This is a genomic window from Planifilum fimeticola, assembly GCF_003001905.1.
Taxonomy (GTDB): Bacteria; Bacillota; Bacilli; order Thermoactinomycetales; family DSM-44946; genus Planifilum; species Planifilum fimeticola.
The window spans coordinates 1-14,933 of the sequence record NZ_PVNE01000015.1 but is presented as its reverse complement, the minus strand read 5'-3'; the positions used below and the strand labels follow the sequence as shown (position 1 = coordinate 14,933).

Below are 14,933 nucleotides of genomic sequence, written 5' to 3'. Positions count from 1 at the left end.
CGCGTGGAGCGGATGCGGGAAAGATTCGTCCCGCCTTTCGGAGGGGACGGGATTTTTTATCCATCACGATGGAAGGGACTGCTATTGGTTGTGCGAGGGCGCCCCGGGTTGCCCGCCGGTTTCTTCGGTTTCATTCATGAAACCGATCACTCCGGTCTGCTCCATCTTCTGCCTGGTTTCCGGTGTTGCCAATTCGTAAATCGTCCGGTAAATTTGCTTCAGCTTTCGGTCGAAGGCATCGCTGTTGCCGAAGTTGTCGCGGCGGACCCAGGGGATGTGGGCGTCCACAAAGGATTGGGCATCCTCCCTGTGCGCCTGTTCGAAGAGGGATTCGAGCCGGTGGATCTCCTCCGGAGTCGCCGCGATCTCAAAGTCGTAGTTGGAGTCGTTCGGATCGATGTGTTCCCTGATCTCTCCGGTCATGCCTCCTGAATGGATGGTGACGTAATAGGTCTTTTTCTCCATGGGCTGATTGCTCCTTTCCGGGCATTATTCAGGATGGTTTTCCGGTTCGACCATCGGCGTTCCTCCGCCGGGATGGACCGACGTTCCCGAGGGTATCTCCGCAACCATGTGCAGTTCGGACCATCCGCAGTGCGGGCACCAGAGGTTGTGGGGACACTGATGGGAATGGAGGTCGTCCAATCCGTCGGTTCGCTTCATGTCGTCGATGGGCCGGTAAGGGCTGTAATCGGCCAGCAGGTCGGAGAAGCGACCTTGATCCTCCATCGCGTTTCCGCAGCGCGGACATCGGCGGTTCAGCGGGGTTAGTCCGTTGCATACGGGGCAGTGCCATCCCATGTCTCGTTCCTCCTCATTCGTCACGGCGGCCGAGGATCGACGGATAAATCAGATAGGCCAGCAGGATGAGAAAGGCCAAAATCCCCGCGAACCAACCGTAATGGATGTCGAATCCCCTGGCCCGGGCACCGGCGATGATGGCGATCGGGATGAACAGCGTGACGGCGATGAGACCTGCATAGTACAGGAAGGCCACCCATCTTCTCCTGGCGCGCATCGGTCATTGCTCCTTCCGTTGCTGGGATCATTCCCCCTTAGCATCTTCCCGGTTTCTTTCTTTCATGCAAAAATCCCTCCGCGCGGGACAGCGGAGGGATTTTTCGACAGCGGTTTCCGTTACAAAAGATTATCCTGGTCCGATCGTCGCCCGCCCATAGGGTTCCCGTGAACCCGGGTTACGAAAGATTCATGCTGGAGCTGTGGCCGGGCTGAAGCCGCGCCTCGGGATCGATGTACTGCTTGGCGTTGTTGACGGCGGTGGGGGCTTCGCCGAAGCCGGCGGCGATCAGTTTCACTTTTCCGGGATAGTGGGCGATGTCTCCGGCGGCGTAAATGCCGGGAATATTGGTTTCCATCTTCGAATTGACCAGAATGGACCCTTTTTCGATATTCAGTCCCCAGTTCTGAATCGGCCCCAGGGAGGAGACAAAGCCGAAGCTGACGATCACTGCATCCGCTTCCAATTCTTCCGTTTCGCCGGATTGCTTGTTTACGATCACCACTCTTTCGATTCGGTCGTTCCCGTGGATGGATTGAATCTCCCGGGGAGTAATGACCCGGATGCTCGATTTCATCATCTGTTGCACGCTGTGTTCATGGGCGCGAAAGCGATCGCGGCGGTGAATCAGGGTAACGCTTTCGGCGATCGGTTCCAGCATCAGGGCCCAATCGACCGCGGAATCGCCGCCACCGGCGATCACCACTTTTTTCCCGGCGAACTGCTGCATGTCGTTGACAAAATAATAAAGCCCTTTTCCTTCGAAATGTTCCGCTTCGGGCAAGTTCAGTTTGCGCGGTTCGAAAGCGCCGCATCCCGCCGTGATGATGACCGCCCGGGAAAGATGGACCTGTTTGGTGGTGGTGAGCTCGAAGATGCCGTCGGAGCGTTTTTCCACCTTCAAGACCTTTTCATCGAGACAATAAATGGGATCGGCCGTTTTGGCCTGTTCGATCAGGTTGTTTATCAGTTCCTGGGCACGCACCTTGGGAAATCCGGCCACATCGTAAATGTACTTTTCGGGGTAGAGGGCGGAGAGTTGACCCCCAAGCTGGGGCATGCTCTCGATCACTTTTACGGACATCTGGCGCATCCCCGCATAAAAGGCGGCGAACAAACCCGTCGGGCCTCCGCCAATGATGGTGATGTCGATAATGGGATTTTTGCTCATTCCTTACACCTCCGAGTCGCTTCAATACCCTATCCGAAAACACCCTTCCTCATTATAACACCGCGGCGTGAAAATCAGGCGGCCAATCCGCCGGCCTTCCGAAGAGGGATTTGTAAAAAATTACATCCCCCGTGCGAAGAGGTCGAAGGAGTCGTGATGGCGCGGATTTTACCGGGGATAGGTTCGGGGCATCCGGTTAAAATGAAATAAAACGCTTGCCAAAAGTTCGTGAAGGTTTTATCATATGATATTGTATGGCTAGGAGAATCCCGGGCAATTCTCCTTGTGCTTATGTGATAATTCTCTCATAAAGTACAACGCATTGGAAGTGATAATGATGGGCGAAAAACCGAAAATTGTTGTTCTGGGCGCCGGTTACAGTGGTATGATGACCATCATCGGCCTGCAGAAACAATTGCAATATAACGAAGCTGAAGTGATCTTGGTCAATCAGCACCCCTATCATTATTTCACCACCAAATTGCACGAGCCGGCCGCCGGAACCCGTCATCACGAGGCCGCTCGCGTTTTGATCGAGCAGGTGATCGATCCCCGCAAGGTCACCTTCATCCAGGACAAGGTGAAGGGAATTCGTCCGCAGGATAAGCAGGTGGACCTTGTCAATCGAGAGGAGCCGCTCACCTACGACTATCTCGTGATCGGCCTGGGAAGCGCACCGGAGACCTTCGGCATCCGGGGACTGAAGGAGAACGCCTTCTTTATTCGCAACATCGACAGCGTGCGGATGATTCGGGAACACATTGAATATATGTTCGCCAAATACCGCAACGAGGAGCAGCGGGAAGAATACATCACGATCGTTGTCGGCGGAGCCGGGTTCACCGGCGTGGAGTTTGTCGGGGAACTGGTGGATCGGATGCCCAGCCTGTGCAGGGAGTTCGACATTCCGCGGGAGAAGGTGCGCCTGATCAGCATTGAAGCCGCTCCGACGGTGCTTCCCGGGTTTGATCCGGAATTGGTCCAGTATGCCGTCAAATATCTGGAGGAGCAGGGCGTGGAATTCCGGATCAACACGCCGATCGAGCAATGCGACGAGGACGGCGTCACCCTGAAGGGGGGCGAAGAAATCAAAGCCGCCACAGTGGTGTGGACGGGCGGTGTCCGGGGCAATCGCCTGATCGAAGAGGCCGGGTTTGAAACGATGCGGGGCCGGGTTAAGGTGGACGAATATTTGCGGGCTCCGGGCTATGAAGAGGTGTTCATCATCGGCGACTGCTCCCTGGTGTTCAACGACGAGGGGCGCCCCTATCCTCCGACCGCCCAGATTGCCAGCCAGCAGGGGAGCAAGGTGGCCAAAAATCTGATCTCTCTCCTTCGCGGCGGGGAGATGCAACCCTTCCGCTTCGATCTGAAGGGAACTCTGGCTTCCCTGGGCCGACACAACGCCATCGGCGTCATCGGAAAGCGGAAAGTGTTCGGTTCCACGGCGTCCTTCCTCAAGCGGGCCAATGATCTGCGCTGGTTGTACATCCTCGGCGGCGTTCCGCTGGTGTTGCGAAAAGGGTTTATTTAAGCCGTCCCACCGGAAAAAAGGGCGGATTCGTACGCTTGCATACCCTTTCCCGACGGGAAAGGGTTTCGTGTTTTAAGGCGGGTGAAGCCGGTAACGGGCGAGCGGCGGGAATGAATGGTGCGTCCTGTCAGTGGATCTTGCCAAGAGCGTTCCCCTGTGGCACAATGGGTTCACCTTGGAAAGGAGTGAGTCCGTGAGACGGTCAGGGGTTTGGTTGGGTGTGGGGGGCTTGGTTTGCCGGGGTGATTCCGTGTTGGCGGTGAAAAAACGATACGGCGCCACAAAGGGTTTGTGGACGATGCCCGGGGGATTCGTCTCGCCGGGGGAGACCCTGGATGAGGCGGTCGTCCGGGAGATTCGGGAAGAAACGGGCGTCGAAACGGCCGTATGCGGAGTCATCGCCGTTCGAACGGGAGTGCTGCGGACCGGGGTGAGCGATAACCTCGTCCTCTTCTCCATGAGATACCTTTCCGGTGAACCGGAGCCGGACGGAAGGGAATTGTCCGATGCGCGCTTCATCTCCCGGGAGGATTTGCTTAAGGATCCCACCGTCACGGAACTTCTGCGGACGCTCGCCCTGTCGGCGGCGAGTACGCCTCTGGTTCCTCAAGCGTTCCGTCCAAGCCGGGATTTCGGTTACAGTTCCTACAAAATTTTCAGAGAGGAGAAAACGAAAAAATAGCCGAGAGGACAAAATTTGCAGGATATGCCGGATGTTTCCGCTTACATGAAGAGATCCGGCGAAATCGGCTCCTTTCTCTTGCCAAAGGGATCTGATATTATATTATGAAATTACCTTTTTTTCGCAGATAATTGACCAAACCTTTGGAAAGTTCCCGGATTTTTGAGGGGGGAGACCGGATGAAAACCCAAACGCTGCGAAGCGCCGATCAAAAATGCCTCTACTGCGGAGGAACCGGCTATTACCAGCTGTTGTTGGGAGGCACGGAAACCTGTGCCCATTGCAATGGAACGGGAAAACAGCCCGAACAGGAGACCGAGGACTGAGACGAGTTACAGCAAAACCCCCGGCTCACACCGGGGGTTGGTTTCTGGGGGGACGTGCAGATGGAAGCGAAAAACCTTGATTTTATGCCTTCGATACACTAAGGTAAAATAGAAGTAACCCGATGAAAAAACCGTTGACAAGTCCGAGACCGGTCATTTCTGTCATCGGAAAATCCATCGTGAAGGATGCGTTGATCGGAGGCGATAAAGGTTGAGCCTTCCCCAGGTGATTATCTCGATACCGCTTTTTTTGGTCCTGCTGTTCGGCATCGGATTCATCCTCAACATGATCCTGAAGACCACCTGGTTGCCGAGCTATCTGTATGCGGCATTGATCATCGGTCTGGCCGGTTACATGTTCATGGAACGAGGCGGCTTGAAACCGGTGGACTGGATCATTCTCTCCGCCGGCATGATCGGAGCGCTGTTGAGCGGTTGGACCATCAAGATGCTGCGCACCAAAGGGTACCGCATGTTCTGAGCGGTACCGTTTTTCGCCCTTCCGGAGGGCGTTTTTTTATGCCCATTCCCGTCCGAGGGGAGCGTCCGGATCTGGCGGGGAGAACGTCTCCGGATACAGGAGATGGGCCAGGTATTCGATGCCCGTCAGCAGCCGTGGGGAAGGGCGGCAATACCATCCTTCCTCCAGGATGTGAAGGCGGTTTTCGCGGACAAAGGGTTTTCCCTTCCAGGCAGGGCGGTCTGTGATTCGTTCCTTCCGGATGCGGTCGATGGGCACCCCCGTCCATACAATCAGCGCGACATCGGGCTCCCGCCGGGCCACTTCCTCCCAGTCGGTTTGGACGCTTTCCCGGTCGACATCTCCGAAAATGTTTACACCCCCCACGATTTCGCTCACATCGTTGAGCCAGTTCCGCTTGCCGGGGGTGAAAACCGGCTTCGGCCACCATTCCCAATAGAGCCGGGGCTTGGGCCGGTCCTGGGGCACTCTCCTGCGGATTTCCTCCAGCCGCCGTTCAAACCGCTCCGCAACCCGCTCCGCCCGTTCTCCGATCCCCGCCGCTTCTCCCGTGCGGCGGATATCTTCCGCCACGTCTTCAATCGTCTTCGGAGCCAGGACGAGATGGGGAATCCCCTCCCGTCGAAGCCTTTCGATGTTTTTTTCCATTCCGGGAACACTAAGGGACGCGACCACCAAGTCGGGACGGAGCGCTTTCACCTTGTCGATATCGATGTCCAGGTCGGGTCCGCATCGGGGAAGTTGTTCCGCTTCCTTCGGCCAGTCGGAAAAATTGTCCACTCCGACGATGCGGTCTTTCAGGCCGAGGAGAAAAAGGATTTCGGTGTTGCTCGGACACAGGGAAACGATTCGTTCCATAATCAACCTCCTATCTAGATGTGCGGAAAGGGAAAGGAGAGAGAGCGATGGCCTTGGGAACCCAACCGACAAAGCCCGCCTTTCGTGAACGGCGCATCGAGCGGGCCAAGGACGGCCGGATCGTCATCATCCGGCCCGCCAGGATCAGTGATGCCGCCGAAATCACCCGGCGGATGGCCAGAGTGGTGAAGGAGGGGATTTACCTCGAGGAGGAACCCGACACCCTTCCCACGGGCCGGGAACAGGAGAAGGAGATTCAAAAGATCCGGGAGGACGGCGGGCTGTACGCCGTGGCGGAGGTGGACGGGAAAATCGCCGGCGTCGCCCTGCTCCGCAGGGGCCCCCTTGAGATGAACCGCCACGTGGCCAAGTTCCGGATGTGGCTGGTTCCCGGATACAGGGGGCTGGGGCTGGGAAAGAAACTGATGGAGTACGTCATCGATGGGGCGCGCGCACGGGGGGTGGAAAAGATCAGTCTCGACGTCTTTTCCAACAACGAGCGGGCCATCGGGTTGTACAAAAAATTCGGGTTCCGGGTCGAGGGGCGTCTCAAAGGGCAGTATGTGCTGGAGGGGCGCTATGTGGACGAGATCTTGATGGGTCTTTCCCTTCAGGACCAGGCGAGGTGAACCAACCAGGCGATGAGAATGCCCATCGAGGCTCCTGTCGCCACTTCAATGGGCTGATGCCCGAGGATCTCCTTCAGTTTGGTGCCGGTTTCCCGAGGGGACATGTCCTTCAGGTGGCGCATTTCCCGCAGCAGTCCCGCCACATCCTCCACCAACCGGTTCAGCACCCGGGCCTGAATGCCCGCGTGTCGCCGAATTCCGGCGGCATCGTACATCACGATGAAGGCCAGGACGGCGGTGATGGCAAACAGCGGGGAGCCCCATCCTTCCTGGATACCGATCGCCGTGGCCAGGGAAGTGACGGCCGCTGTGTGACCGCTGGGCATGCTGCCGGTCTGGATCAGCCAGTTCCAATCCCATGTGCCGTGGACCTTGTAGTTCCAGAGGACCTTGGTCAGCTGTGTGATGACCACGGCAATCACCGAGGACCACAGGGGGTAATTGTGCAATAGTGTCGGGAGCATGGGGCTTCTTTCTTCCTTCCTTTCGCGTAACTTCTGCTGTATCTGTTGTTCCAGCCTATCCTATATGATATACCGTACGGTCCGGATTGGAAAGGTGAAGGGAAAAAAGTAGCAGAAGGTTTGCCGCAGGGGCGTTTCAATCCTTCTCCGATCACCGGGGAAGGATTTTTGTCGGGAAAGGAATTTACCGCTTTCGAAGGGGGATGGATTCCGACCTGTTTATCAGGGTTTCGGAGGCGGATTCATTTTTTTTTTTGGAACAAAATGATGGATAGAAGTTCTAGGGGGTGTCATTCGTGCGCGGCTTCAGAGGGTTTCGCAGGCGAAAGGACGAGAGGAAGACCCCGGTCATTCCGAGTACGAGGGAAGATTTGAAAGTCAGCATTTATCGCGATCTGGAGAAGAACCACCGGGTGATGAAAGACCTGTTCGAACGGTGTTATGACGTCAACTTTCGCATCTTCCGGATCGGAAAGGAAATCGAGGCGGAAATCATCTACGTCGATAACATGGCCCACATCGATGAAATCAACACGCACATTTTGACTCCGCTGATGCGAAAGTCCTGCTCCCGGCCGGAGGAGGTCGAAGAGTTTCTCCGGGAAGAGTTGCCCGCCGTATATGTCAAACCGGTTGAGACCTTTGACGAATGCGCCAGACTGGTTTCCTCCGGCGAGCCCGTTCTGTTCATCGACGGATGGCGCCGCGCGCTGAACCTGGGGCTGAGGCAACTGGAAAAGCGGGCGGTCTCGGACCCGGAGGGAGAGCCGGTCATCCGAGGTCCCAAAGAGGGATTCATCGAATCGGCCCAGACGAACACGGCCCTGCTGCGCCGAAGGATCCAGAGCCCCCAATTGAAGCTGGAAGAGATGCGGTTGGGCCGTTACACCCAAACCCGGGTCATCATCGCCTACATGGAGGGAATCGTCAACGAGAGCGTGCTGGATGAGGTCAAACGGCGGCTGGAGCGGATCGACGTCGACGCAGTCCTGGAATCGGGAGTCATTGAAGAGCTGATCGAAGACAATCCTTATTCGCCCTTTCCCCAGATCCACTTTACCGAACGGGTCGATGCGGTGTGCGCGGATTTGCTGTCGGGGCGGGTTGCCATCATTACGGACGGAACCCCCGACGTGCTGGTTGCTCCCGTCAGCTTTCCGGCGTTTCTGCAGGCCACCGAGGACTATTACTTGCGTTCCATTTATGCTACAGCGGTTCGATGGCTCAGGTATTTGCTGTTTTTTTTCTCCCTGGTTGCCCCATCCTTTTACGTGGCAACCATCTCCTTTCACCCGGAAGCGGTGCCGACGGAACAGCTGTTCACCTTCGCTTCGTCCCGGGAGCGGATTCCCCTGCCGACCATTGTGGAAACGGTGCTGATGGAGCTCGCCTTTGAGGCGGTGCGGGAGGCGGGGCTGCGCCTGCCGAAGCTTGTCGGTTCGGCCGTTACCATCGTGGGTGCGCTGATCATCGGGGAGGCGGCGGTGACGGCGGGGATCGTTTCCGCTCCGGTGGTGATCGTCGTGGCCCTTACCGGAATCGCTTCCTTCACCATTCCCCGTTATTCGTTGGGATTTGCCATGCGCGTCTTGCGCTTTCCCTTGCTTTTGATCTCGGGGGCTTTCGGCATGGTGGGGTTCAGCCTATCCCTGATCGCCCTCGTGATCCATTTGGCTTCGCTTCGTTCCTTCGGCATGCCGTATCTGTCTCCCATTGCACCGTTCAGGCCCAAGCAAATGAAAGATGTTTTCTGGCGCACTTTTTGGTGGAAGATGGGGACCCGTCCCATTCAATCCACCAACATCCATCGGCAGGCGCCGGATCAGAAGCCGGGGCCGGAACGGGGCGGAGAACACTGAGGAGAAGGGAGGAGCGACGATGGTTGAAAAAGGACGCATCAGTGGCGGACAAATGGCGTTGCTGCTTTTCGTGTCGACGCTCGGGATCACCGTGGCGACCATCCCCTATTTGGCGGCCAAATGGGCAAAACAGGACATGTGGCTGACTCCCGTGCCGGCGGCTGTCTCCGGGTTGGTCGCTTTTTTCATCGCCTATTTCCTCCACCGCAGGTTTCCCGGGGAGACGGTGATCCAGTGCTGTCCGCGGATTTTTGGCTGGTTCGGCAAGGTGATCGCCCTGGTGTTCTTGGTCACCTATATCCATGCCAATTCCCTGGTGATCCGGATTTACGCGGATTTTGTAAACGGCGTGTTCCTGCGCGAGACGCCCCAGGTGGTGGTGATGGGCGGGATGGTCTTGCTTTGCGCGGCCGCCGTTCGGGGCGGGCTGGAGACCGTCGCACGCGCTACCCAGTTTCTCGCTCTGCTCACGGCGGGCATTCTGGGAGTGGTCACCCTGTTGTCGATGCCGGAGTGGGAGATGGGAAATGTGTTGCCCATCCTGGAACACGACTTGATTTCCGTGGCCAGAGGGGCCGCGGCACCGGCGAGCTGGTTCAACGACTTTTTTTTAGCCGCCTTTCTGCTGCCTTTCGTGAGGAAGGGGGACCACGCGGCCCGCTGGGGAGTCGTCGGCGTTGTCGGTTCCATGTTGGTGCTGATGTTGTTCCATCTGATCATCCTGTTCATTGTGGGAAATCAGTCGAACAAATTCCTCTTTCCCCTCTTCGAAGCGTTTCGGCTCATCAGCCTGTCGGGATTTTTGGAACACGTCGACGCCTTTTTGCTGGCGATTTGGCTGTTCATCATCTTCGTCAAAATCAGCTTGATGCACTACACCATCGTTTTGGGAGCCGCCCAGTGGCTGGGGCTGTCCGATTACAAACCCCTGTCACTGCCCATCGCTCTCATCCTGATCGCCGTTGCGGGGTGGACCGTGCCCAACCTCACGAATTTGAACCAGTTTTTTGACGGGGAATTTTTTGTTTACAACAGTCTGGTGCAAATCGTGATTCCCCTGGCGCTGTTGGCGGTGGCGGCAATCCGCGGACAGAAGGGGAAGCGAGGGGAGGAAGGCGGATCATGGGAGCGGGACCGATAAAGGGGGGAGGCAAAAGGGCGCTGGGCCTGCTGCTGATCGCTTCCCTTCTGATCCTTCCCGGATGTTGGGATCGGAAGGAATTGAACGAGATCGCCCTGATCCGGGCGATCGGCATCGACCGGGCGGAGGACGGGCAGATTGAAGTGTCGCTTCTGCAGGCGATTCCCCAGCGGGCGGAAGACGCCGGGGGAGGAGAAAAAACCGGCGGAACGCAAAGGGTCCTTACCGCCCGGAGCATCAACATCCCCGAGGCGAAGGAGAAATTGCAGCAAATGCTGGGGCGCGAAATCTTCACGGGCCACCAGGAGGTGGTGGTGTTCGGGGAGAGATTTGCCCGGGCGGGGATCGGGGAAGCTTTGGACTACATGGCAAGGCAGCCGCAGGTTCGGCTGGATGCGGTGGTGTTTGTGTGCGACGGTTCGCCGAAGGAGATTTTCACGACCATTCCGCTGGCGGAGATCACCGCCTCCGAATCCCTTTACAAGTTGGCGAGAGTGGAGGGGTACACCGAGATCTCCGTCATGCGGGTGCTGAGGGAGGTGACCGGCGATGGAAAAAGCACGGTCATCCCGGTGGTGAAAAAAACGGGGCAAAAAACGCTGTCATTGGACGGGTTGGCCCTTTTCCGGGGGGAGCGCATGGTCGACCATCTGGATCGAAAGTCCAAGGAAGCCCTGATGTGGATCCGGAATGAGTACACCACAGGGACTGTCAACGCCCGGATCCGGGGAGAAAAGGGATATGTGGCCATGAAAGTGAACCGGACGAAGACCGAGCTGATTCCCAAACTCAAGGGGAAAAAGCCGCGCATGATCATCCGGATGACCTCCGAAAATGTTTTGTCCTACAACGGAACCGGCATGAACCTGTACTATCCGTCCAACATGGACCGGATCGCTCGGGCGATGGAGAGTGAGCTTCAAAAACGCCTCCGCAATACGGTGGAAAAGGTGCGGAGGGATCGGGCGGACGCTTTCGGCTTTGCCGAGCTCTTTCACCGCGAATATCCCGAAAAGTGGGCCCGGATGAAAAAAGACTGGAATGAACGGCTGTTTCCCCAAATGGATGTGGATATCGAGGTTCGCGTGAAACTCCGCTGGCCTGGGATGACCGACAAGTAAGCGGGCAAACCCGATGAGGACGAGGTGACGGGCCGTGATTGGAAAGATATTGACGGTTACGGTGGTCAGTTTGCTGATCATCGGATTCGAGTGGCCGAAGATCAGCCGGGAGTACAAAAAGGAGAGGGCGGCTCTCTTGGTGTGTACCGCCCTCGGATGGGGATTGTGGGTCGTGCTCATCCTGTTTCCGGAGCTGCCCGGCCCCACCCTACTCATGGAAACCTTATTGCACCCGCTTGTCCGCATGATGGGGGGGTGAATCAGGATCGGCCCGGAGGGCCGTTCCGTCGGCTTTTCCGGCGATCCTTCAGGGAGTCCGCATGATCTCGTCGATGCGGGCGATCACCTCTTGCGGAATCGTCACGCCGGAGGCCTTGACGTTGTCCTCTACCTGTTCGGGCAAACTCGCCCCGATGATGGCGCTGGAGACGTTGGGGTGGCGGAGGGTCCAGGCCAATGCCAGTTGAGCCAGGGAAAGACCCAATTCCCCGGCGATGGGACGAAGCCGCTCCACTTTGGCCAGGTTCTCCTCGTTCAGCCACGATTTGACCGTCTTTGTCCCGTGCTTGTCGGTTGCCCGGCTGCCTGCGGGGACATCATCCACCGCTTGGTACTTGCCGGCCAGGACCCCTTGGGCCAGGGGAGAGTACACGACTTGTCCGATGCCGTTGCGCTCGCAGAGGGGGATGATCTCCTTTTCAATCTCCCGGGCGAACAGGTTGTACAAGGGCTGATTGGCCACGATCCGGTGCAGAAAATACCTGTCGACGATCGACAGGGCTTCGGCGATTTGCGCCGCCGTCCAATTGCTGACGCCCACGTACAGCACTTTGCCCTGCCGCACGAGATCATCCATCGCGCGCAGGGTTTCCTCCAGCGGCGTGTCGGGGTCGAAGGCGTGGCAGTAGTAGACGTCGACGTAATCGACGCCCAGCCGTTTCAGGCTGGCTTCGCACTGCTCCACGATGTGTTTGCGGGACAATCCCCGATCGTTGGGACCCTCCCCCATCGGTCCCCAGACTTTGGTCGCCAGCACGTAGGATTCGCGGGGGTATTTCCCCAGCGCCTCGCCGACGATCCTTTCCGCTTCGCCGTTCATGTAAATGTTGGCCGTGTCGAAGAAGTTGATCCCCAATTCATAGGCCTTGTCGATGGCGGATATCGCTTGCTTCTTGTCAACATATCCGCCGTACGTCAGCCAGCTTCCCAGGCTGATTTCGCTCACTTTCAATCCGGAGTTTCCAAGACGACGGTATTTCATCTTCGATCCCCTTCCTCCAAAGGTTATCGAAGCGTTCATTCAGGCAAGTGCACGGCCCGGTGAACCGCCGGTCTTTCACGCCCGGACCGATTCAAGGATGGACAGGTTGGCGCGTTCGTTCAACCGGATCCGGTCGGTGTGGATCCAGGCTTCGGCGGGGGAGACCGGCAGTTCCCCGCAGACGTCGACGCCGAGAACCTGTTTGTTCCGGATGAGGGTGCGCAGATCCTGAAGCAGGTCCCTCAGGTGCATGGTTCCGTGATCCCAGTTGGTCGCGGCGAAGGCGCGGTCCAGGACGTCCTTGTCGATGCTGATGTACACATGCTCCGTCGGGATGGCGGAGAGAAGTTCCTCTCCTCTCCTTGGATCGGGCCAGAAGGTGATTTTTCCCCTTGTTTCCCGCAGGCGGAAGTCCCGTTCCCCGACGCCGATCAGGAAGACTGCCTCCAGATGCGGCAGTTTGGCCGCTTCCTGCACCCAGGAACCGCATGTAAGAAGCCCCGGCAGGCCGTCCGGGGTTTTTGCGTCCGTATGATTGTCGAAAAGGATGAGACTGAAGGGTTTGTTGATTTCCCTCAGCAAAAGATAGGTGACGTAATGGTAGTTTCCGTTTCCGATAAAGGTGATGCCCCGGCTTTTTCGGCGGGACAGCCGGCGGCTGATTTCCGACCGCGACCGGTCCGTGCAAAACAGGTTGGCCTCTCGGATGTCTGTAAGATGGATCCATTCGTCGGCCAACCGGGCCAATTGGCGTTGTTTGGGATATACGTCGTCGAAGTTCAGCAACGTCACGTCACGATGCAGGAGACCCATGATCATCATTTCCCTTCGATGAAATGAACGATTCGGCGTTTCCTATCGCAAAAAACGTTGGCGGTAAATCTTCGACTGCTACCATAAATATACCAAAAAATTGAAGAAAGGTTAAGACGCTGTGTCCGATGATGTTCGTGTCTTTCAAGCCCAAAAACAAATTGATTTATCTTTGCTTCGTATAATGGCTGGTTCTAAGGTGGCTTGATTGTCCATGTCGGCTCCGCGGGGGCATTGTCGAGCGGGGCGTTCCAAAGGGCGATGGCCGCCGACCACGTCCAGGACAACGTCCGGGTGGATCGCGCCTGTCCCGGGACGACCCGCACGCCCGCGATCGAGGATAAGATCCGGACCGCGCCCGATCAGGGGGATGAGGGAGATGTTTGCGGCCGGCAACCCGTGGGCCGCCCGGGGACGGAAAAAGCCCCCCATGCCATCTCGTTGCCCGTTGCGACGAGGCGTTCACGGTCGGGGCATCGTCCCATCGACGGGAGATGACGGTGTAGGTGTATTTCCCTTCCGGACGGCGCGGAACGCTTTGAGTCGGAATTCCCGTAAATGATTGAAAGGCGGCAGACCCGGGCGGTCCGTCGGTTCCATTTTCATGGATGCTTTGGGGAATGTGGGGTGAGACTCTTGCCGCGGCTCATGTGAAGGCGCGCAAGGGGCCAGTATCGGCGTAAAATATGCAGTATGATGGAAAGAGAATTTGGAAACGGCAGTGAAGTAAAATGGACGGCGACTGGATGATTCGGGAAGCGGAAGAGAAGGATATCGAACGAATCCGGGACATCTACAACCAGGGGATTGCTGATCGGATCGCCACCCTGGAGGAAAGGCCCAAGACCCGGGAAGAGATGGACATGTGGTTTCGTCAGCGCCCTTCCCGCTACGCGGTGCTGGTGGCGGAGCGGGCCGGTGCCGTTCGGGGCTGGGCATCCCTCAACCCCTATTCCCACCGGTGCGCCTACAGCGGCGTGGCGGATATCTCCATTTACATCGACCGCTCGTGGCGGGGGAAGGGGGTGGGCTCCCTTCTGCTGCGGGCCCTGGAAGAAAAGGCGAGAGAAAACGGATTCTATAAATTGGTGCTGTTTACCTTTCCCTTCAACCGCCGCGGTCAAGGGCTGTATCGGAAGATGGGCTTCCGGGAGGTCGGGATCTTCCGAAACCACGGAAAACTGGACGGCCGGTTCGTCGATGTGATGGCCATGGAGAAGCTGTTGTAGCAGTTTGCGGAATATTGATTGCAGCCGCATCCGCCAGGATGAGGAGAGACTGACCCATCTCGAAGCCTGAAGAAGCGGGGAAGCGATTTTTTGTCTAGCGACTCGCCGCTCAAACGGAGCTGAGACGAAAACTCGTTTCCTCCTGAATTTTCAATAGCCAGAGCCGCATCCGTTAGGATGCGGCTGAGATTGATGACAAACCCCCTGGCTCTTTTCGCAAGAAAAGCGCCAGGGGTTGCATGTTTATGGGAAATAAACAGATAAAGGAAATTAGATTTGGTAAATTAGGCGGATCACAAAGCCTTTTCCTCTCTTCGAGAGGAGCAAGGCCATTTTTTTGATGTTT

Annotated in this window: 19 protein-coding genes; 11 read left to right on the top strand and 8 right to left on the bottom strand. The window is 57.2% G+C overall.

Annotated features, from left to right (window positions below; genetic code table 11):
- Positions 1 to 81 precede the first annotated feature (81 nt).
- The 4 genes from CLV97_RS10175 to CLV97_RS10160 all read right to left on the bottom strand — a co-directional run bounded on the left by CLV97_RS10175 (position 82) and on the right by CLV97_RS10160 (position 2,189).
- Complete coding sequence (locus CLV97_RS10175) at positions 82 to 465, bottom strand: hydrolase (protein WP_106345424.1); 384 nt, start codon at positions 463 to 465, stop codon at positions 82 to 84.
- 24 nt (positions 466 to 489) lie between these two features.
- A complete protein-coding gene (locus CLV97_RS10170) occupies positions 490 to 801 on the bottom strand; it encodes a hypothetical protein (RefSeq protein WP_211295726.1) in 312 nt (103 codons plus the stop codon).
- A 13-nt stretch (positions 802 to 814) separates the two neighbouring features.
- Positions 815 to 1,018, bottom strand: a complete 204-nt coding sequence (locus CLV97_RS10165) for a hypothetical protein (RefSeq protein WP_106345423.1) — start codon at positions 1,016 to 1,018, stop codon at positions 815 to 817.
- 178 nt (positions 1,019 to 1,196) lie between these two features.
- A complete protein-coding gene (locus CLV97_RS10160) occupies positions 1,197 to 2,189 on the bottom strand; it encodes an NAD(P)/FAD-dependent oxidoreductase (RefSeq protein ID WP_106345422.1) in 993 nt (330 codons plus the stop codon).
- A 337-nt stretch (positions 2,190 to 2,526) separates the two neighbouring features.
- Between CLV97_RS10160 and CLV97_RS10155 the strand changes: the two genes are divergently transcribed.
- From CLV97_RS10155 to CLV97_RS10145, 4 genes are all read left to right on the top strand, one after another.
- Positions 2,527 to 3,723, top strand: a complete 1,197-nt coding sequence (locus CLV97_RS10155; RefSeq protein ID WP_106345421.1) for an NAD(P)/FAD-dependent oxidoreductase — start codon at positions 2,527 to 2,529, stop codon at positions 3,721 to 3,723.
- Positions 3,724 to 3,916: 193 nt separating this feature from the next.
- Positions 3,917 to 4,405 carry an NUDIX hydrolase gene (locus CLV97_RS10150; protein ID WP_170070451.1) on the top strand — a complete coding sequence of 163 codons (489 nt, stop codon included), beginning with the start codon at positions 3,917 to 3,919 and terminating at the stop codon, positions 4,403 to 4,405.
- Positions 4,406 to 4,584: 179 nt separating this feature from the next.
- Positions 4,585 to 4,731 (top strand): YuiA family protein, encoded by a 147-nt coding sequence (locus CLV97_RS18145; RefSeq protein WP_170070450.1) that lies wholly within the window; start codon positions 4,585 to 4,587, stop codon positions 4,729 to 4,731.
- A 211-nt stretch (positions 4,732 to 4,942) separates the two neighbouring features.
- Positions 4,943 to 5,212: a YuiB family protein gene (locus tag CLV97_RS10145; protein WP_106345419.1), complete on the top strand. Its 270-nt coding sequence runs from the start codon at positions 4,943 to 4,945 to the stop codon at positions 5,210 to 5,212.
- A 36-nt stretch (positions 5,213 to 5,248) separates the two neighbouring features.
- Here the strand turns inward: CLV97_RS10145 and CLV97_RS10140 are convergent, their stop codons facing one another.
- Positions 5,249 to 6,070 (bottom strand): cobalamin-binding protein, encoded by an 822-nt coding sequence (locus tag CLV97_RS10140; RefSeq protein WP_106345418.1) that lies wholly within the window; start codon positions 6,068 to 6,070, stop codon positions 5,249 to 5,251.
- 47 nt (positions 6,071 to 6,117) lie between these two features.
- Here CLV97_RS10140 and CLV97_RS10135 point away from each other — a divergent pair, with 47 nt between their 5' ends.
- Positions 6,118 to 6,699, top strand: a complete 582-nt coding sequence (locus CLV97_RS10135; protein ID WP_106345417.1) for a GNAT family N-acetyltransferase — start codon at positions 6,118 to 6,120, stop codon at positions 6,697 to 6,699.
- Here CLV97_RS10135 and CLV97_RS10130 read toward each other — a convergent pair.
- Positions 6,681 to 7,163: a divergent PAP2 family protein gene (locus tag CLV97_RS10130; RefSeq protein WP_106345416.1), complete on the bottom strand. Its 483-nt coding sequence runs from the start codon at positions 7,161 to 7,163 to the stop codon at positions 6,681 to 6,683. The genes CLV97_RS10135 and CLV97_RS10130 overlap by 19 nt on opposite strands.
- 296 nt (positions 7,164 to 7,459) lie before the next feature.
- On the opposite strand from CLV97_RS10130, the gene CLV97_RS10125 reads away from it, so the two are divergent.
- From CLV97_RS10125 to CLV97_RS10110, 4 genes are read left to right on the top strand one after another with little or no spacing between them, the layout of a single operon-like run.
- Positions 7,460 to 9,022, top strand: a complete 1,563-nt coding sequence (locus CLV97_RS10125; RefSeq protein ID WP_245891465.1) for a spore germination protein — start codon at positions 7,460 to 7,462, stop codon at positions 9,020 to 9,022.
- A 19-nt stretch (positions 9,023 to 9,041) separates the two neighbouring features.
- Positions 9,042 to 10,163 carry a GerAB/ArcD/ProY family transporter gene (locus tag CLV97_RS10120; RefSeq protein WP_170070449.1) on the top strand — a complete coding sequence of 374 codons (1,122 nt, stop codon included), beginning with the start codon at positions 9,042 to 9,044 and terminating at the stop codon, positions 10,161 to 10,163.
- Positions 10,145 to 11,284 (top strand): Ger(x)C family spore germination protein, encoded by a 1,140-nt coding sequence (locus tag CLV97_RS10115; RefSeq protein ID WP_106345413.1) that lies wholly within the window; start codon positions 10,145 to 10,147, stop codon positions 11,282 to 11,284. The genes CLV97_RS10120 and CLV97_RS10115 overlap by 19 nt, the downstream gene beginning before the upstream one ends.
- Before the next feature lie 34 nt (positions 11,285 to 11,318).
- Positions 11,319 to 11,543 (top strand): hypothetical protein, encoded by a 225-nt coding sequence (locus CLV97_RS10110; RefSeq protein WP_106345412.1) that lies wholly within the window; start codon positions 11,319 to 11,321, stop codon positions 11,541 to 11,543.
- A gap of 48 nt (positions 11,544 to 11,591) precedes the next feature.
- Here the strand turns inward: CLV97_RS10110 and CLV97_RS10105 are convergent, their stop codons facing one another.
- On the bottom strand, positions 11,592 to 12,545 hold the full coding sequence (locus tag CLV97_RS10105; RefSeq protein WP_106345411.1) for an aldo/keto reductase family protein: 954 nt from the start codon (positions 12,543 to 12,545) through the stop codon (positions 11,592 to 11,594).
- A 75-nt stretch (positions 12,546 to 12,620) separates the two neighbouring features.
- Entirely contained in the window at positions 12,621 to 13,364 is a 744-nt protein-coding gene (locus CLV97_RS10100; RefSeq protein WP_245891464.1) for an arginase family protein, read from the bottom strand.
- Between the two features lie 198 nt (positions 13,365 to 13,562).
- On the opposite strand from CLV97_RS10100, the gene CLV97_RS10095 reads away from it, so the two are divergent.
- Positions 13,563 to 13,856, top strand: coding sequence for a Rossmann-fold NAD(P)-binding domain-containing protein (locus CLV97_RS10095; RefSeq protein ID WP_146130466.1), 294 nt, complete (start codon positions 13,563 to 13,565; stop codon positions 13,854 to 13,856).
- 233 nt (positions 13,857 to 14,089) lie between these two features.
- Positions 14,090 to 14,587: an arsinothricin resistance N-acetyltransferase ArsN1 family A gene (locus tag CLV97_RS10090; RefSeq protein WP_106345409.1), complete on the top strand. Its 498-nt coding sequence runs from the start codon at positions 14,090 to 14,092 to the stop codon at positions 14,585 to 14,587.
- The last annotated feature ends 346 nt before the right edge of the window (positions 14,588 to 14,933 follow it).